Genomic DNA, 20,013 nt, shown 5'->3' on the forward strand with positions numbered 1-20,013 from the left:
GAAAAAAGAAAACGATTTTACACCAATGCGATTGAATTCAGTAGCGTATAGCTTGATTTTCAAGCTTTAACCCACATTTAATCGAAATGAATCATTTAATTCAGATATAGTTTTATTGATTTAGTTTTAATCTGACTATTTTACTCGGAAAATAGTTGGAGTTTGTTGTATAAATGATGAATTGTATTGAACTATCAGTATAATGATCTTTGTTAAAATTTATGTAAATTAAGGAGCACACATGACCGTAGATGTTACTGAAACAATTCAAAACACCGTTCATCCCGCGTTTCAGTTGGTACGTCAACATCATGTAGCCGCACTCGATATATTAGTTTCAGAATACCGTCATAAAGAAACTGACGCTGTGCATTTTCATCTAGCAACTGAACATGATGAAAATGTTTTTTTAGTTGCTTTCCGTACACAACCGATGGATTCAAAAGGCGAAGCACACATTCTTGAGCATACTGCATTATGTGGTTCTGAAAAATTTCCTGTACGTGATCCATTTTTTTTAATGATTCGTCGTTCTCTAAATACGTTTATGAACGCATTTACAGCTGCCGATTGGACAGCTTATCCATTTGCGACACAGAATAAAAAAGATTTCCAAAACTTACTTTCCGTCTATTTGGATGCAGCATTTGCAGCCAATTTAAACCCTTTGGATTTCGCTCAAGAAGGTATCCGAATTGAGTTGGAGAATGGTGAGCCTGTTTACAAGGGTGTGGTTTTTAATGAAATGAAAGGTGCAATGAGTTCACCTTCAGATCAGTTATATCACCAACTTGCTCATCATTTATTCCCTAAAACGACTTACCACTATAATTCTGGTGGTGATCCGAAGGATATTCCTGATTTAACTTACGAAGAGTTAGTCAGTTTCTATAAGTCACATTATCATCCAAGTAACGCTATTTTCATGACTTTTGGTAATCAATCTGCTTATGAGTTACAAGAGCAGTTTGAAACTTTAGCGTTATCTAAGTTTAAGAAAGGTCAAACCTTATATTCGACACCAGAACAGCGTTTAGAAGCACCTATTGAGGTGACAGAGACTTACGCGGTAGATGCTGAAGATTTGAAAGATAAAACCTACCATGTACTGGCATGGTTACTTCCTGAATCTAGTGATATTCAACTTCGTTTAGGCTTACGTTTGGCTGAAGGGATCTTATTGGAAGATTCTGCTTCACCATTACGTCACTATTTAGAAACGTGTGGTTATGCTCAATCTACAGGACCAATTTTAGGTCTTGATGATTCTAACTATGAAATGACTTTCTACTGTGGTATTCAAGGTTCAAATCCTGAACATGCAGAAACATTCAAAAACGGTGTGTTGAATGTGCTGAACGAGGTTGCCTCGAAGCCTGTAGATCAGTCATTCGTTGATGCGATTTTGCATCAAATTGAATTACACCAACGAGAAATTGGTGGAGATGGCACGCCTTATGGTCTAAGCCTCATCCTCAATGGTTTAAGCAGTGCAATTCATCATAATGATCCAATACATGTTTGGGACGTAGATTCGACCATTGAGCAAGTGAAAGAGCAGTTGAAAGACCCGATGTGGTTGCCTAATCTGATTAAGACCCACTTGATTGATAATCCGCATCGTGTACAGATGACGCTTGTACCAGATGCGAATAAGTCGAAATTAGAGGCTGAAGCAGAAAAACAGCGTTTAGCTGATATAGGTGCACGCTTAACAGATGCCGAAAAAGCGGAAATTGTACGCCAGACTGAGGCATTAAATGAAAGACAGGCAACTCCTGATAACTTAGATTTATTGCCGAAAGTTGGTTTAGAAGATATTCCTGCTGAGCTTCCAGTCGTTCAAGGTCAATTGCGAGAAATCATTTCTAATAACTTAGATACACCCTTGAACTTATACCATGCTGGTACTAACGGAATTTATTATCAACAAGTGATTATTCAAATTCCTGATCAAGTCGTGAAATCACCTTACTTTAACTTACTCTCAGTGCTCATGGGCGAGGTCGGTGCAGGTCAATATAATTATTTAGAATTACAGCAATTACAAACAGCGGTAAGTGGTGGCCTTGGGATGGGGGCATCTCTACGTAGTAAAGTTGATGATAAAGGTAAAATTAGCGCATTTTTAACGCTGACAACAAAATCGCTTGCCCACAAACTAGATACGATTCAATTGTTAAAATTGGCATTTGAGAAACTGCGTTTTGATGAAAAGGATCGTATTATTGAACTCTTACAACAACGTAAGACGCGTTGGGCATCCCGTTTGTCTGGTTCTGGACATAGCTATGCCATGCAGATCGCTTCTCGTAATATGAGTGCATTGGCATTACGTGATTATAATAATACTGGCTTAGGTGCGCTTAATTGGTTGAGCGAGCTTGTTCAAAGAATTGAAACAGATGAGCAAGCTTATGCGCATCTCATTGAAGAACTGCAAAATATTCACCGTTTGTTGTTACTCGCGCCTAAACAGTTCCTACTGGTCTGTGAAGAGCAGCAGTCTGAACGTTTAATTGAAGAAATTCAAAATGTTTGGGATAAACTTGAAGTGAATCGTGAACCAGTGCGTCTTACTGAAGTTAATTTTGAACAAACACAAAATGATGAAGCATGGCTGATTCAATCCAATGTCCAATTCTGTGCTTCTGCTTATCCAGCAGTTGAAGTTTCTCATCCGGATGCAGCACCGTTAATGGTGCTTGCGGGTTATCTACGTAATGGTTTCCTACATAGTGCAATCCGTGAAAAAGGAGGCGCTTATGGTGGTGGTGCAAGCTATGATGGCAATGCTTGTGCATTTAGATTCTATAGTTATCGTGATCCACGTTTAGCAGAAACTTTCCAAGATTTTGAAGCAAGTATTGATTGGTTATTGAATACTGAACAAAAACCACACCAACTTGAAGAGGCGATTCTTGGTCTTGTATCGAGCATGGATAAGCCAGGTTCTCCAGCAGGTGAAGCTATTACTGCATGTTATGCATTATTGCATGGACGTACGCCTCAATTCAGAAAAACTTTACGAGAGCGTTTGCTCAATGTAACGTTAGATGATCTAAAACGTGTAGCAGAAACGTATTTAGTGAACCAAAAACCAACGAAGGCTGTTGTAGCACCAATGGCTAAAAAAGAGCAACTTGCAGAACTTGGGTTTTCAATAAAACAAGTGAATTAAAATTAAAAATGGGGCTTAGCCAATGCGAAATAGAATAAAACGTTCACCAATATGGTTGGGTGTGTCGTCGTTTATGTGTTTGCCTATACAGACTGTTTGGGCAACAGATGTGGTACCAGCGAATCCAGCGTCACCACAAGCGTGCGTTGCACTTGATTCAAATGCAGAGCGTTTAGCCTGTTATGATGCATTGTTCAAAGCCCCTGAACTTGAGCAACCTGCGTATGTTTCTGAGCGTCAGGCTGCGCGTGAAATACCAGCACCGCAGGTTGAACCACAGGATTTAAAGTCTAAAATCGAACAAAAAGTTGAAAACTTGTTTTCAGTGGAAGGTCCTGTAATTACACCAAATTCATCGTTGCTTGATAAACGATGGGAATTGGCTGAAGACAGTAAATTAGGTACATGGAATATCCGTGCACATCAACCTGTGTATTTGCTTCCTGCATTTTGGACGTCTGATAAGAACGAATTTCCATCGAGTCCAAATCCTCAAAACACCGTAGAAGATGAACAAAATTTAAAGTCTTTAGAGTCTAAGTTTCAAATTTCACTGAAAACCAAAGCTGTTGAAAACTTAATCGGGAATAATGGCGATATTTGGTTAGGTTATACCCAGTCGTCTCGTTGGCAGGTTTACAACTCTGAAGAATCACGACCATTTCGTGAAACGAATTATGAACCTGAAGCAAGTATTGTGTTTCGAACCAACTATGAATTTTTAGGTTTAAATGGTCGCTTACTCGGTTTAACGCTGAATCATCAATCAAATGGACGTTCGGATCCTTTATCACGTAGTTGGAACCGTGTGATGCTGAACTTAGGATTTGAGCGTGATAATTTCGCTATGATGATTCGACCTTGGTATCGAATCGAAGAAGATTTTAATGATGATAACAATCCTGACATTAAAAACTACATTGGTCGTGGTGATTTGACGACTTTTTACCGTTGGAATGATCATGATTTTAGTTTGATGTTAAGACATTCACTTAAGGGTGGGGATGATTCTCGAGGAGCTGTACAATTTGATTGGGCATTCCCAATCAGTGGGAAACTTAGAGGTCATTTTCAATTATTCGATGGGTATGGTGAGAGTTTGATTGATTATAATCATCGTGCTACCTATGCGGGTATTGGCGTCTCTTTGATGAATGCTTTCTAAATAAAAAACCACGCTTAGCGTGGTTTTTTTAGAGATCTTATTTCGATTGAATTAGGGGAACACCAGTCACTTTCTGTATCTCATCAAAGGTGACGTCATGAGCCAGTTCTATCAGTTTTACCCCTTGAGGCGTGATATCCAAGACCCCTAGATCTGTGATCACGCGATGAACGACTGCTTTACCTGTAAGAGGCAGTGAGCATTCCGGAACAATTTTTGGGGTGCCATCTTTGGCACAATGTTCCATCAGCACGACGACTTTTTGTACGCCAGCCACCAAATCCATTGCTCCACCCATACCTTTGACTTTTTTCCCTGGAATCATCCAATTCGCAAGATCACCTTGCTCAGAGACTTCCATAGCGCCAAGTATAGCTATATTCACATGCCCACCACGGATCATGGCAAATGAATCAGCACTGGAAAAGAATGCAGCGCCTGCTCGCGCCGTAACGGTTTGCTTACCCGCATTAATCAGGTCAGCATCTACGGTTTCTTTTGTCGGAAATTCGCCAATTCCTAGCAAACCATTTTCAGATTGGAGCCAAACATTGATATTTTCAGGAATATAGTTCGCAACCAATGTTGGCAATCCAATCCCTAAATTGACATAAAATCCATCTTCGAGCTCCAAGGCAGCTCGTTGTGCCATTTCATTACGCGTCCATGCCATAACTTATGCCTCCGCCTTTAAGGTCATTTGTTCGATTCTTTTTTCTGGTGTGGTGTTAAGAACGATACGATTTACATAAATGCCAGGCAAATGTATCGAATCGGGATCGAGCTCACCGATCTCTACAATTTCCTCAACTTCAGCGACTGTAATTTTCCCAGCCATCGCACAAACGGGATTAAAATTTTGAGCTGTTTTCCTAAAGATTAGATTACCCGCCTTATCTGCTTTATACGCTTTGACCAAAGCGACATCTGCAGTTAAAGAGGGTTCTAAAATATATTCTTTTCCATTGAACTCACGTACTTCTTTACCTTCTGCAATCAACGTGCCTACGCCTGTTTGGGTAAAAAATGCAGGAATCCCAGCTCCACCAGCACGGAGTTTTTCAGCCAAAGTGCCTTGAGGGGTTAGCTCGACTTCAAGTTCACCATTTAAGTATTGTCGCTCAAATTCTTTATTTTCTCCGACATAGGACGAGATCATTTTTTTAATTTGTTTCGTTTCGAGTAATAATCCTAAACCAAAACCATCTACACCCGCATTGTTTGAAATACAAGTCAGCTCTTTAGCTCCTGTTTGTTTCAGGGCAGCAATCAAAGCCTCAGGAATACCACATAAGCCAAAACCACCAACAGCTAAGGTTTGACCATCTTGAATGATATCGTTCAGTGCACTTTCAGCACTTTCATACACTTTGTTCGTCATTGAACACCTCATTGTATTTTTATTTTGTTCATCCTGAATCAGCTTCCGATCTTCATCATTTCATAATGCTGATACGTACTAAGCACATTTTTTTTGCCAATACGCATTGGCATAGTTAGATGGATTGTTTCGTTGCAAAACTTGACTAATGTTACGACTCGCAAGCATCAGGGCATCTAGGTCAATGCCAGTTTCATAGCCCATATTGGACAAGAGATAAAATAAGTCTTCAGTGGATACATTACCCGAAGCACCTTTGGCATAAGGACAACCGCCAAGTCCTGCAATCGATGAGTCAAATATGCGAATGCCTTGTGTCAGTGATTGATAGATATTGGCAATTGCCATGCCGTAGGTATTGTGAAAATGACCAGCTAAAAGTTGTGGTTCAATTCGTTCCAAACATGCATTCCAAACTTTGGAAACACGATCAGGTGTAGCTGTGCCGATGGTTTCACCCAAGGATACTTCGTAGCAACCTAGATCAATTAACTTTGCACTGACTTCAGCAACCTTAGATGGATCAATTGGACCTTCATAGGGGCAGTCGACGATACATGAAACGTATCCGCGTACTTTAATATCATGTTTTTGAGCAAACTGTAATACATCAGCAAACTTCTCAAAACTTTCCTCAATTGAACAATTTATATTCTTTTGAGTGAAGCTTTCAGAAGCAGCGGTGAAAACCGCAACTTCTTTACAGCCTACAGCTAAAGCTGACTCGAATCCCTTAAGGTTTGGTGTCAGTAAGCTGAACTGGATATCTTCATCATGTGGTAGGCTAGCATAGAGTTGATCACTTTCAGCCATTTGAGGTACCCACTTTGCAGATACACAAGAACCGACTTCGATATTCTTCAAACCAGTTTTCATCAAATCAAGAATAAGATTGCGTCTGTCTTCGAATGTTAAGGGTGTTTTTTCATTCTGAAGACCGTCACGAGGTCCAACTTCAACGATTTTCACAAAATTATCGTGATTTGGTGTGGTTTGATTGGTTGTTTTCATCATGCCGCATTCTCCTCAGCAGCTTGAAACTCAACCAGCTCATCACCAGCTTTCACTTGATCACCTTGTTGGAAATAAGCTGCGACTACGACACCATCAAATGGTGCACGTATAGCGTATTCCATTTTCATTGCTTCTAACGTTAATAACACTTCATCCTTTTTTACACGTTGATTTGCTGAAACAAATACTTGTGTCACTGCACCCGGCATTGGTGCTTTTAGATTTGAGTCAGATGAAGATTGATCATTTGTATTAAAATTAGGTTTGATGAGTTCAAATTTAAAAGTCTGCCCATTTTTAAATAGGGTGACCGCATAATTGGTTTTTTTAAAACTGATTTTCTCTTGACCGAAAGAGGTATAGATCGCCATGAGATTTTCATTGAGCAACTGACCTGAGATAGCGTAGCTTTCGCCATCAAGCTGTGCTTCGAACCCTTGTGAAGTTGAGATAAATTCAACTTGATACGTTTGTCCGAGATGTTCAAGTTTTATCGGTGTACGCGCATCAACATTACTTCTCCACAGGGGTTTTGCTTTCCAAACTGGATGGCTTGTACGCTTGGATTCATTTAACTGAGAATGCAGTTCAATAAATGCTGCTGTGACAATTGTTTCAGACGAAGAAGGAGTAGTGGTTTTAAATAGGAACTCATCTTCGCGCTGAATTAAATTAGTATCTAGGTTGGCATTTTTGAAAGAGTCACATGCCACTAAGCGATCTAAAAATGCAATATTGTTGCCTAAGCCTTCGACATGAAAGTGGCTCAAAGCATGATGCATTTGGACGAGTGCTGCTTCACGATTTTCTCCCCATACGATGAGTTTAGCAATCATTGGATCATAGAACGTTGTGATCTCATCACCTTGCACAATGCCACTATCAACACGGACACATTCATTTTGAGTCGGATAATGAAGATAATTAATTTTTCCAATTGCTGGGAGAAATCCTTTCTCTGGCTCTTCTGCATAAACACGAGCTTCAAGTGCATGGCCATGAATTTTTAATTCAGACTGTTGTTTTGGCAAAGGTTCACCATAAGCAACACGTAATTGCCATTCAACCAAATCTTGTCCTGTGATCATTTCCGTCACAGGGTGTTCAACTTGAAGGCGAGTGTTCATTTCCATGAAGTATGCTGTACCATCTTGCTCAACAATGAACTCAACCGTTCCAGCACCGACATAGTCTACTGCTCGGGCAGCATTAATCGCAGCTTCACGCATCGCATCGAGTTTAACTTCGGCCATTTTAGGGGCTGGGGCTTCCTCTAGGACTTTTTGGTGACGGCGCTGCACAGAGCAATCACGTTCAAAGAGGTGAACATAATTGCCATGTTTGTCACCAAAAACTTGCACTTCAATATGACGAGGATTGACAACATAACGTTCAATTAGAACGTCATCATTGCCAAAGCTTGATTTCGCTTCACTTTTGCATGAGTTGAGTGCAGGAAGAAAATCTTCAGCACGCTCAACTAAGCGCATGCCTTTACCACCACCACCTGCACTGGCTTTAATCAGTACAGGATAGCCAATCTGATCAGCTTGTTGTTTAAGAAAATCTGCATCTTGATTGCTGCCATGATACCCAGGTGTGAGTGGTACACCTGCTTTTTCCATCAATGCTTTAGACGTTGCCTTTAAACCCATGGCTAAGATGGCAGCCACTGGAGGCCCTATAAAAGTAATGTTGTTTTTTTCACAGGCTTCAGCAAATTGATCATTTTCAGATAGGAAACCATAACCTGGATGGATGGCTTCCGCTCCAGTTTTTAGTGCAGCTTGAATAATACGATCTGCTTGTAAATAACTTTGTGCAGCAGGGGATTCACCAATATAGATAGCTTCATCTGCTAATTTGACATGCTGCGCTTGGGCATCTGCATCTGAGTAGACTGCAACGGTTGCGATACCTAATTTTTGTGCACTACGAATCACACGACATGCAATTTCGCCACGGTTTGCAATGAGAATTTTTTTAAACATATTGAATTCCTTTTTATTGTTCTGCCGTTGCTTGAATCCATGCTGGGCTTTGTTTATTTAAAAAAGCAGTTAAGCCATTTTTGGCTTCATCACCTTGACGTACGTGCGCAATGTGTTGAGCGGTTTGAATCAGTAAATCTTCTGTGACTTCTTGATGATCAACTAAACGAATCAAAGACTTTGATGCAGCTTGAGCTTCAGGGCCACCAAGCAAAATTGCATCAATGATTTCCAATACGGTGGCATCCAACTGTTCTGGCTGACAAACTTCATGGACGAGACCAATATGCTTTGCTTGTTCTGCAGAAATACGTTCAGCAGTGAGAAAATATCGAGATGCTTGACGAGCACCGATGGCACGGATCACGTATGGACTAATCGTTGAAGGTGCTAAACCTAATCTCACTTCTGAAGTGGCAAACTTAGCATCAGTGGAAGCCACACAAATATCGCATGCTGAAGCAAGCCCCATGCCGCCGCCAAATGCAATACCATGGACACGTGCAATAGTCGGTTGTTTCAGCGTGGCTAAACTTTGTAACATTTTGGCAAGTTTCAAAGCATCTTCTTCATTTTCCACTTTTGATGCTTGACCTGCTTGCTTCATCCAATTAAGGTCCGCACCTGCAGAAAAGCTTTTACCTCGACTTGCCAAAACGACAACACGAACGTCATCATTAGCATTTAAAGTTGTGAAACAGTGATTCAGCTCTTCTATCACTTGTGTATTGAATGCATTGTGTAATTCAGCACGATTAATCCAAACGGTCGCAACTTGGCGTTCAATTTCAAGCTGTAAAAATTCATAACTCATGTCATTATCTCCTTACATGCGGAACACGCCGAACTGAGTTGGTTCAATTGGTGCATTCAATGCAGCAGCCAAACTCAGACCTAAGACATGACGTGATTCTGCTGGATCAATCACACCGTCATCCCACAACCGTGCAGATGCATAATAAGGGTGTCCTTGCTTTTCAAATTGATCACGATAAGGTTGTTTGAATTGATCTTCTTCTTCAGCTGACCAAGTTTCACCACGTTGCTCAATTTGATCACGCTTAATCGTGGAGAGAACACTAGCAGCTTGTTCACCGCCCATCACGGAAATACGTGAATTCGGCCAAGTCCATAAGAAGCGAGGAGAATATGCTCGACCGCACATTCCATAGTTGCCTGCACCAAAAGAACCACCGACCACCAAGGTGATTTTAGGAACATTTGCGGTCGCTACTGCCATGACCAATTTAGCTCCATTTTTGGCAATACCTTCATTTTCATATTGGCGACCGACCATGAAACCGGTGATATTTTGGATAAAGAGCAGTGGAATATTGCGTTGCGTACACAGTTCAATGAAATGCGCACCTTTCTGAGCAGACTCTGAAAATAAAATTCCGTTATTGGCAATGATCCCGACCTTCATGCCGTAGATAGATGCAAAACCTGTAATTAAGGTTGTACCAAAACGAGCCTTAAATTCATCAAGTCTTGAACCATCCACGATACGTGCAATCACTTCACGGATGTCAAAGGGTTTGCGTGAGTCACTCGGAATGACACCATAGAGTTCTTCAGCACTATAAAGTGGTTCTTCAATTTCGGTCTTAAATGCTTTCGGTTCGATATTTAGGTTTTGAACAATATTGCGTGCAATTTGAATCGCATGTTCATCACTTTCTGCAAGATGATCTGCGACACCAGATAAACGGGTATGAACATCGCCACCACCAAGGTCTTCAGCAGTCACCACTTCACCTGTTGCAGCTTTTACCAAAGGTGGACCACCGAGGAAAATCGTACCTTGATTGCGGACAATAATTGTTTCATCGGACATGGCAGGGACATATGCGCCACCCGCAGTACAACTCCCCATAACCACGGCTATTTGTGCAATACCTTTACTCGACATGCGTGCTTGGTTGTAAAAAATTCGTCCAAAATGATCGCGATCAGGGAATACTTCATCCTGCATTGGCAGAAATGCACCGCCTGAGTCGACCATATAAATACAAGGAAGATGATTTTGTTCAGCAATTTCTTGCGCACGTAAATGTTTTTTTACAGTTAAAGGATAATATGTACCTCCTTTAACTGTTGCATCATTGGCAACGATCATGCATGTCACACCATGCACTTGACCAATACCTGCAACCACACCTGCGGCTGGTACAACGTCAGCATAAACTTGATAAGCAGCGAGTTGACCAATTTCAAGAAAGGCAGTTCCTGCATCAATGAGTTGATCAATGCGCTCACGCGGTAATAGTTTTCCACGTGCTAAATGCTTCTGACGTGCTTTTTCCCCACCACCTAAGGCAATGGTTTGAGCTTGTTTTTTTAAGTCTGCGACCAATTCAAGCATTGCAGCTTGATTGATTTTAAACTCTTCACTACGTGGATTGATTTTACTTTTAATTTCGTTCATCAATGACTTCCTTGTATTAACTTGAATTATTTGGTTTCGTTGAATAACTCACGACCAATTAACATGCGTCGAATTTCAGAAGTTCCTGCACCGATTTCATAGAGTTTGGCATCACGCCACAATCGACCTGTGCTGTAATCATTGATATAACCATTGCCCCCAAGGGTTTGAATTGCTTCACCAGCCATCCACGTTGCTTTTTCAGCTGAGTAGAGAATGGCACTTGCTGCATCTTTACGTAAACCACGATCATGATCAGCTTTATCACATGCTGCACCCACGGCATAAACCAAAGCCTTGCTTGCCAACCATGTAGAATACATATCCGCAATTTTGCCTTGCATGAGTTGGAATTCACCTAAACATTGACCGAATTGCTTACGTTCATGAATGTATGGGATGACCACATCTAAACATGCATCCATAATGCCTAGTGGTCCACCACTGAGAACTGCACGCTCGTAATCCAATCCACTCATGAGCACTTTTGTACCGTTACCCACACCACCCATCACGTTTTCTTTAGGCACTTTGACATTGTCAAAGAACAGGGGATAAGTATTTGAACCACGCATTCCGAGTTTGTCTAAGTGACTCCCATGACTAAAGCCTTCCATGCCTTTTTCAATAATGAAAGCAGTCATGCCTTTGGCACCAGCATTGATGTCAGTTTTGGCGTAAACCACCAGCACGTCAGCATCTCCACCATTGGTAATCCACATTTTTGAGCCATTAAGTATAAAGTGATCACCATGATCTTCAGCACGTAATTTCATACTAACGACATCTGAACCCGCATTCGGTTCAGACATTGCCAAAGCACCGACATATTCGCCAGAAATTAATTTAGGAAGATATTTTTGTTTTTGTTCTTCGCTACCATTACGGTTAATTTGATTCACACAAAGATTTGAATGTGCCCCGTATGAAAGTCCAATGGAAGCAGATGCTCGTGAAATTTCCTGCATGACAATGATATGAGCCAAATAACCCAGATTGACACCACCGTATTCTTCACTCACGGTAAGTCCAAGTAACCCCATATCACCAAATTTTTTCCATAAGTGAGCTGGAAATAAGTTGTCTTGATCAACTTGTTGAGCAATAGGTGCGATTTCCTTTGCACAGAATGCAGCTACAGAATCACGTAAAGCGATTAGTGTTTCGTCTAGTCCAAAGTCGATACTCTGTAAATTCATTTTCATTCATCCTAAAATTTAATTTTTATTTCCAGTGAAGCATTTTGTCCTTGCTTGAGAAATACAATACAGTTATTTTTTAAAAAAGTGAATATAGATTCAGAAAATGATTTATAATTCATTTTAGTTGATTGGGTGAACAATTATGAGTTATAAAAGATCCACTTTGATGCAAGAGCGTATGGAGCAAAATCGTCAATCGATACTGCAATCCGCGCGCGAACTTATTGCGGGTGGTGGTTTTAAAGATGCACAAGTGCAAGCGATTGCAGATAAATCTGGTGTCTCGAGTGGTTTGGTCTATCGCTATTTTGAGAACAAAAATCAGATTTTGATTGAAGTGCTTTCACAGGCCATCAAAGGTGAGGTCGATATTCTGAATCAGATTGCAAAAAATGATTGGACTTCGACTGAGAAGTTGACAAAGGCCGTCACTGCTTTCGTAAAACGTGCTTTGAATAGCCCTCAACTTGCATATTCACTCATGTTTGAGCCCGTAGACCCAACGATTGAGCATGAACGTTTTAGAAGTAAGCAACTGATAAAACAATCCATTAAGGAGATTCTTGCCGAAGGAAAGGTCAATGGTGAGTTCGAATTTGAAGATTTAAATACAGCTGCATTATGCGTGGTTGGTGCGATGACATTCGTTGTGATTGAACCTTTAAATCCATCGCGTAATGTGATGTTTGATGACGGTTATAAAGGTTATTTCGTTAAGCAAATTGCAGACTTTTGTGTCAATGCAGTTAAGGCAAAGGAGGAAAATTAATTTAATTCACACAAAAGGATGTCATGTTTAAACGAGTAATCGCGTAATTAATAAAGAAATATTGGATTGATATAAGAAAATAGAATCAAGGAGTATGATTCAATGACGCAATTACGACTCAGTTATGCCTATGGCACCAGTGAGCAACCCTTATTGGGTATGACCATAGGCCATAAATTTGATCAAGCATGCCTACAATATGCCGATCAGGATGCTGTGGTCAGTGTGCATCAAAATGTACGTTTGACCTATCAGCAGTTACAAGAGAAAGTAAATGCTTTTGCATGTAGTTTATTAAAAATCGGTTTAGAAAAGGGAGATCGTCTAGCAATTTGGTCCCCTAATTGTGTGGAATGGACGATCGCACAATTTGCAGCCTTCAAGGCTGGAATTATTTTGGTCAACTTAAATCCTGCGTATAAAAGCTACGAGCTAGAATACGTACTCAATCGAGTATCTTGCAAAGGATTGATCATTGCATCGACCTTTAAGACGACCAATTATCAAGAAATTTTGACGCAAATTGCACCAGAAATTTTGCATACGACCAATGGCGTTTTAAATGCTGAAAAATTACCGCATTTAAAGTATTTGATCAAAATAGATGATCAACAACATACTGGGTTTTATCGCTTTAGTGATTTATTGGCTGAACCGACTTCAGAGCAGTTAGATCAACTTAATGAGATAGCATCTGGTCTTCAATTCGATGAAACCATCAATATCCAGTTTACCTCCGGAACGACAGGTAGCCCCAAAGGGACCATGCTGACACACAATAATATTCTGAATAACGGGTATTTTGTGGGAGAGGCAATCAAACTGACTTCTCAAGATCGAGTTTGTATTTCTGTACCGTTATTTCATTGCTTTGGTATGGTGATGGGTAATCTCGCCTGTATTACACATGGATCAACCATGATCTATCCATCAGCTGTATTTAATCCTCTTGATAGTCTTAAAGCGATTGAACAAGAGAAATGTACCGCGGCATATGGTGTGCCTACCATGTTTATTGCCATGCTTGATCATGAGCAATTTGACGAATTTGATTTGACTACATTGCGTACTGGCATTATGGCTGGCAGTCCATGTCCAAAAGAAATCATGAAGCGCGTCATTGAGCGTATGCATATGCGAGATATCACGATTTGTTATGGCATGACTGAAACAGCGCCAGTAAGCGCACAAAGTTCGATCACAGATTCGCTAGAACAACGAGTGAGCACTGTTGGTCGAGTTCATCCACATATCGAAATTAAAATAGTCGATGAACACGGTAAAGTAGTGCCTCGTGGCAAACTCGGAGAGTTGTGTGTACGAGGATACTCAGTAATGCTGGGCTATTGGGATGAAGAAGAAAAAACCCGAGAAGTCGTCGATGTCGCAAAATGGATGCATACCGGTGATATCGCTGAAATGGATGATGAAGGCTTTATCAAAATCAAAGGTCGCATTAAAGATGTTGTGATTCGGGGAGGTGAGAATTTATTCCCTAAAGAGATTGAAGACTTCTTATATAAACATCCAGCTGTTAGCGATGTTCAAGTCATTGGGCTTCCTGACCCGAAATATGGCGAAGAGTTATGTGCTTGTATTATTTTGCATGAAGGACATGAATGTTCTGAACAAGTGATAAAAGATTACTGCAAAGCCAATATCTCACATAATAAAGTGCCACGATATGTACATTTTCTTAAAGAGTTCCCAATGACTGCTTCTGGTAAGGCTCAGAAGTTTAAACTCCAAGAATATATGCGTGAGCAACTCAATATTTTTGATGAGAGTGCTTAATCGTCATTGAGGGATATTTTTTAACTTCAAGCTAGAAAAACAACAAAGCCGAACTTAGTTCACTAAGTTCGGCTTAATTTTAAAAAATAGTAGAAGAGCGATATGGCAAAGAATTTTGATCACCCAAAAATCGTAGAAAACTATGATGAACATATCAGGCAGCTCATACCAGGATATGAACTCATGCATCTACATATACTGGCGCTACTTGAAACTCATCTCAAAGAAGAAGCTAAAATTGCCATTGTCGGGTGCGGAACTGGGTTTGAACTGAATTATTTATTAGATCATTTTCCAAAGGCGGAGTTTGTTGTGTTTGATCCATCGGCAGCGATGCTTGAAAAAACAAAACAGATCGTTCAGTTTAAGCAGCAAATGCACCGAGTCATAATTCTGCAAGGTGACACGACGGTGCTCCAGAAATATCCTGAAAATTTTGATGCAGTATTGAATATTTTGGTTTTTCATTTTGTTTCACATGCATGCAAAAAGAGTTTTTTAGGTGATATTTACCATGCTTTGAAACAAGATGGCGTGGTTCTGAGTTTCGATCTGATGCAATTCGAAGAACCAAATGATCAGTTAGTATTAAAATATTTGGTGACAAAAATAGGATTAAGTAAAAAACAAAGTCAGGTCATGTTGGAAAGAATACATGATGACTTTAATTTAATGACGGTGAAGGAGATGAAGAATCTATACCTTCAGGTTGGTTTTCAAAATTTAAGAACTTTTTGTCAAATGTCTAATTTTTATGGATTAAAAGCAGTAAAGTGATAATTTCATATTTAGAATAACCTATTCATTTTATCTTATATGAAAATCTTACAAATGGTTATATATCTAAAATGAAAAAGGATTATGATAAAAGTATTGTTTTATGAATATAAGGATTGTTCATGACCACAGAGACTCAATTTCCACAAACTTCTAATCGTGGAATCGCTGTATACAGTAATAACGCTGAAGCGATTGGTAATACACCGCTTATTCGCATTAATCGTGTGATACAGGGTGGGGCTACAGTTCTTGCTAAAGTGGAAGCACGTAACCCAGCATTTTCAGTAAAATGCCGTGTTGGTGCAGCTTTGATTGCAGATGCAGAACAACGTGGTGTGCTTAAAGCAGGCATGCATATTGTTGAACCTACGAGTGGTAATACCGGAATTGCGCTAGCTTTTGTTGCTGCTGCTAAAGGTTATGACATCACACTGACTATGCCTGCAAGTATGAGTATCGAGCGCCGTAAAGTACTCAAAGCATTAGGTGCTCATTTAGTATTAACCGATCCTGCTAAAGGGATGAATGGTGCTGTTCAAGAAGCTGAACGTTTAGTTGCTGAGAATCCTGAGCTTTATTATTTACCTCAGCAATTTGAAAATCCAGCAAATCCTGCCATTCATGAAACTACAACTGGACCTGAAATTTTTGAAGCAACGGGTGGTAAGGTTGATATTTTAGTGGCTGGTGTAGGTACGGGAGGTACGATCTCTGGTATTTCGCGTTATTTTGAGAAAGTTAAAAATCAAGCCCTATACTCAGTTGCAGTTGAACCAGCAGACTCACCAATTATTGGACAAGCGAAGCGTGGCGAAACACTGACTCCGGGACCACATAAAATCCAAGGCATTGGTGCAAACTTTATTCCTAAGAACCTAGATTTAGATTTGGTGGATGAAGTTATCGCGATTGAAAATCAAACTGCAATTGATTTTGCGCGTCAATCTGCAATCAAAGAAGGGATTTTTGTGGGGATTTCAAGTGGTGCAGCATTAGCGGCCGCTCATGAACTTGCTCAACGTCCTGAAAATGCCGGTAAAACCATAGTGGTGATTTTACCTGATGCTGGAGAGCGCTATTTATCTTCAGTTTTATTTGAAGATATCTCAGCAGATTAACGAGAAAATCAAAGCATTCTAAAAAAACGGTCTTCATGGCCGTTTTTTTGTGATTTATTCGATTCAAACAATTTTAAACTCTTCTTAAGATTACCAATCTTTTTAAATTCATTACATCACACGACTATTTTAACAGTTTTGAAAGCGATATCTTTAAGCCAATTCCCTCAAATAAAAAACCAATGAACGACTTTAATCATCCTATTTATATTATCGGCGCTGGTGTTGCAGGATTAAGTTGTGCTCAGCATTTAAAATCAGCAGGATTTAATGTTGTTGTATTAGAAGCACGTGATCGTATAGGTGGGAGAATACATACACAAAACATTGATGGTCATTGTTTTGACCTTGGTGCATCATGGATACATGGTATTGATAATAATCCGATATGGAAAATTGCAGAGTCCAATCGGATCAATACTCAAGTTTTTAATTATGATCAAATGGATTATTTTCATGCCAATGGTCAGCCATTTACCGAACAAGAGAGCTTAGAATTTGAAAAATGCCTTCGTGATGTTCAGAAGGTTTTTCAAAATAAATCAAAAGAGCAGGATATCTCCGCTTTTGAGCAACTTGAGAATGTTTTAGGAACGATACGTTTTCAACTTCATTATTTTGATCGAGACGTCATCTCACAAAAAATTAAGCAGTATTACTCAAGGCTTGCCAATGATCCTTTTGCGACTGATTTAGAGCAATTAGCCCATAATTTTATGGATTTTGAAGGCTACTTCTCAGGCGATGAAGTGATATTTCCAAAAGGTTATGAACAGATTGTTAAAGTTCTGGCTGCTGATTTAGAGATTCATACGAATGCAGATATTGTTGAAATCGTTCATGACTCTCATCAAGTCCAGATAAAAACAGCATGTGGACAGCTTTACATAGGTTCTCAAGTTGTGGTGACTGTTCCGCTCGGTATCTTAAAGCAAGATAAAATTAAGTTTGAGCCGCCTTTGCCTAGTGGATTAGTCCGATCGATTCAAAAGCTGGGTTTTGGATCTTTCAATAAAATATTTATACAATTTTCAAAAGCTCTAGAATTTAATGGGAATGTACTTAAACACAATACGGCATTTTTTTGGGATGAGCGTGAGCTGTATAGTATTTTAGATTTTAGTTGTTTATATAATAAACCGACTTATCTACTTCTCGTTGGAGGTACAAAGTCAGAATGGGTTGATCAAGCAACGGATCAACAGGTGCATGAATATATCAAGAAAATATTGAAGATTTGCATGCACTCCAATGAAATTCAGAACATCATAATTACCCGCTGGGGAAGTGATCCGTTTAGTTTAGGTTCATTTAGTTTTCCAAAAGTTAAACATACTAAAGATGATGTAGAGATCTTTAAAAAAGAGCATCCAGCGCAAGTATATTTTGCAGGTGAACATTGTCATACCGATTATGCAGGCACTGTGCATGGTGCATATCTGTCAGGTCGTGATACTGCTAATTTAATTATTCGTAATGGCTTAAATATAAAGCTGTAACTGATGTACAGTTACAGCTTTATTTAGTTAGTATGAGTGAGTTGAGAAATTAACCTGAACTCACATTAATACATGTCCATATTCTTCGCGAAGTTTTCTTTTTAGCATTTTTCCAGTGCCGCTAAGCGGTATGGCATCGACAAAAATCACTATATCTGGAGTTTGCCATTTAGCAATTTTATCAGCATAGTAATCAATGAGTTGTTGTTCAGTGATTTGGCTATTAGGATGTTTAACGGCGATTAAGACAGGTCTTTCATCCCACTTTGGATGTTGTGCTGCGATGACCGCAGCCATCGCAATTTCTGGGTGACCCATTGCGATATTTTCAAGCTCTACAGAAGAGATCCATTCTCCACCAGATTTAATCAAGTCTTTGGCACGATCACTAATATGCAGATAGCCATCAGCATCTATAGACGCAATATCTCCAGTATCAAACCATCCATCACTGGTCAATGGTGAGTCGGACTGACCAAAGTATTTGTCAACAATCCAATGTCCTTTGATTTGTAAATTACCAATAGACTCACCATCATGTGGAACAAGATCGGTTCCTCTTTCTTCAGACACTAAACGAATCCTGACTCCAAACGGCGGGCGACCTTGGGAAAGACGTAGATTTGCTTGTTGATCCTGAGAAAGTTGTTTATGTTTGGCTTTGAATTGATTGGCAGTGCCAAGTGGACTAGCTTCAGTCATCCCCCATGCATGAATGGTTTCACAATCATATACATCACGGAATGTCGCTAACATGCTTGGTGGGCAAGCCGAGCCACCAATGACATTACGTTTTAAAGAGGTCAGTGAACTGTTCATTGCTTTTGCAGCGACCAACAAGCTTTGCCAAATGGTAGGAACACCAAGTGCAACAGTCACTTCATATTGATCAATGAGTTTAACTAGACTCTCACCATCAAGACCCGGCCCTGGTAATATAATTGAAGCACCTACCATCGCTGCGGCATAAGGTGTTCCCCATGCATGAACGTGAAACATCGGAACTACAGGTAAAATAATGTCTTTGGCTGACAGATTGAGTGAGTCAGGTAAGCTGGCCGCTAAACTGTGAAGAACAGTTGAGCGATGAGAATAGAGAGCACCTTTAGGATTGCCTGTTGTTCCAGAGGTATAACATAGTGAACTAGCAGTGGTTTCATCAAATTCAGGCCATGTATATTCTGCAGTTTGACCCGCAATTAAATCATCGTAGAACAAGACTTCGGGTAAGGCTTGACGAATCTTTTCATCAGGTGCATCTAAGCAGATGAAATGTTGCACCAGTGGAATATGTGCTTTTATTCCTGTAATCAAAGGTAGGAATGTTTTATCAAAAATAATCGCTTTATCTTGTGCATCATTAATAATGAAAATCAGTTGTTCTGGAAATAATCTTGGGTTAATGGTGTGACAGATTAAACCACTACCAGAAATAGCATACCAAGCCTCTAAATGACGATGATTGTTCCAAGCTAATGTTGCAATACAATCGCCGTGAATGAGTTTAAGTTCATTTAATGCCTTTGCACCACGTTTAGCATTATCCGATACATCGCCCCAATTGGTTTCGTAAAGTGAGCCATCGGTGTTTTTTGAAACGATCAGGGTGTCTTTATGAAATTCAGCAGCATGTTCTAGTAAACTGCTGATTAATAAAGGTTGAAACATCATACGTCCGTGCATGCAAAGCT

At 39.9% G+C, this 20,013-nt stretch carries 15 protein-coding genes; 7 read left to right on the top strand and 8 right to left on the bottom strand.

Annotation, left to right across the window (positions count from 1 at the left end; translation table 11 throughout):
• Positions 1–241 precede the first annotated feature (241 nt).
• A complete protein-coding gene (locus AC1M9C_RS13620) occupies positions 242–3,181 on the top strand; it encodes an insulinase family protein (protein WP_481587953.1) in 2,940 nt (979 codons plus the stop codon).
• 73 nt (positions 3,182–3,254) lie between these two features.
• Positions 3,255–4,346, top strand: coding sequence for a phospholipase A (locus tag AC1M9C_RS13625; RefSeq protein ID WP_481587973.1), 1,092 nt, complete (start codon positions 3,255–3,257; stop codon positions 4,344–4,346).
• 37 nt (positions 4,347–4,383) lie between these two features.
• On the opposite strand, the gene AC1M9C_RS13630 is transcribed toward AC1M9C_RS13625, so the two are convergent.
• The 7 genes from AC1M9C_RS13630 to AC1M9C_RS13660 all read right to left on the bottom strand — a co-directional run bounded on the left by AC1M9C_RS13630 (position 4,384) and on the right by AC1M9C_RS13660 (position 12,359).
• On the bottom strand, positions 4,384–5,019 hold the full coding sequence (locus AC1M9C_RS13630) for a CoA transferase subunit B (RefSeq protein WP_481587952.1): 636 nt from the start codon (positions 5,017–5,019) through the stop codon (positions 4,384–4,386).
• A 3-nt stretch (positions 5,020–5,022) separates the two neighbouring features.
• The gene (locus AC1M9C_RS13635) at positions 5,023–5,727 is read right to left on the bottom strand and encodes a CoA transferase subunit A (RefSeq protein ID WP_092768413.1); all 705 of its coding nucleotides are present in this window, start codon (positions 5,725–5,727) and stop codon (positions 5,023–5,025) included.
• 78 nt (positions 5,728–5,805) lie between these two features.
• On the bottom strand, positions 5,806–6,738 hold the full coding sequence (locus AC1M9C_RS13640) for a hydroxymethylglutaryl-CoA lyase (RefSeq protein WP_481587972.1): 933 nt from the start codon (positions 6,736–6,738) through the stop codon (positions 5,806–5,808).
• Positions 6,738–8,732 (bottom strand): acetyl/propionyl/methylcrotonyl-CoA carboxylase subunit alpha, encoded by a 1,995-nt coding sequence (locus AC1M9C_RS13645; RefSeq protein WP_481953901.1) that lies wholly within the window; start codon positions 8,730–8,732, stop codon positions 6,738–6,740. Before AC1M9C_RS13645 ends, AC1M9C_RS13640 begins: the two co-directional genes overlap by 1 nt.
• A 13-nt stretch (positions 8,733–8,745) precedes the next feature.
• Positions 8,746–9,546, bottom strand: a complete 801-nt coding sequence (locus tag AC1M9C_RS13650; protein WP_092768409.1) for an enoyl-CoA hydratase/isomerase family protein — start codon at positions 9,544–9,546, stop codon at positions 8,746–8,748.
• A gap of 12 nt (positions 9,547–9,558) precedes the next feature.
• Entirely contained in the window at positions 9,559–11,160 is a 1,602-nt protein-coding gene (locus tag AC1M9C_RS13655) for a carboxyl transferase domain-containing protein (protein ID WP_481953902.1), read from the bottom strand.
• 26 nt (positions 11,161–11,186) lie between these two features.
• A complete protein-coding gene (locus AC1M9C_RS13660; protein ID WP_481953903.1) occupies positions 11,187–12,359 on the bottom strand; it encodes an isovaleryl-CoA dehydrogenase in 1,173 nt (390 codons plus the stop codon).
• Positions 12,360–12,504: 145 nt separating this feature from the next.
• Between AC1M9C_RS13660 and AC1M9C_RS13665 the strand changes: the two genes are divergently transcribed.
• From AC1M9C_RS13665 to AC1M9C_RS13685, 5 genes are all read left to right on the top strand, one after another.
• Complete coding sequence (locus AC1M9C_RS13665; RefSeq protein ID WP_092768402.1) at positions 12,505–13,131, top strand: TetR/AcrR family transcriptional regulator; 627 nt, start codon at positions 12,505–12,507, stop codon at positions 13,129–13,131.
• Between the two features lie 102 nt (positions 13,132–13,233).
• Complete coding sequence (locus tag AC1M9C_RS13670) at positions 13,234–14,925, top strand: AMP-binding protein (RefSeq protein WP_481596592.1); 1,692 nt, start codon at positions 13,234–13,236, stop codon at positions 14,923–14,925.
• A 102-nt stretch (positions 14,926–15,027) separates the two neighbouring features.
• Positions 15,028–15,702 (top strand): class I SAM-dependent methyltransferase, encoded by a 675-nt coding sequence (locus AC1M9C_RS13675; RefSeq protein WP_481953904.1) that lies wholly within the window; start codon positions 15,028–15,030, stop codon positions 15,700–15,702.
• A gap of 122 nt (positions 15,703–15,824) precedes the next feature.
• Positions 15,825–16,823, top strand: coding sequence for a cysteine synthase A (cysK, locus tag AC1M9C_RS13680; protein WP_035266629.1), 999 nt, complete (start codon positions 15,825–15,827; stop codon positions 16,821–16,823).
• 182 nt (positions 16,824–17,005) lie between these two features.
• Entirely contained in the window at positions 17,006–18,322 is a 1,317-nt protein-coding gene (locus tag AC1M9C_RS13685) for a flavin monoamine oxidase family protein (protein ID WP_481953905.1), read from the top strand.
• 60 nt (positions 18,323–18,382) lie between these two features.
• Here AC1M9C_RS13685 and AC1M9C_RS13690 read toward each other — a convergent pair whose 3' ends face one another.
• Complete coding sequence (locus AC1M9C_RS13690) at positions 18,383–20,005, bottom strand: long-chain-fatty-acid--CoA ligase (RefSeq protein ID WP_481953906.1); 1,623 nt, start codon at positions 20,003–20,005, stop codon at positions 18,383–18,385.
• Positions 20,006–20,013: the final 8 nt, after the last annotated feature.

The sequence above is a fragment of the Acinetobacter sp. 24-47-39 genome (genome assembly GCF_056783825.1).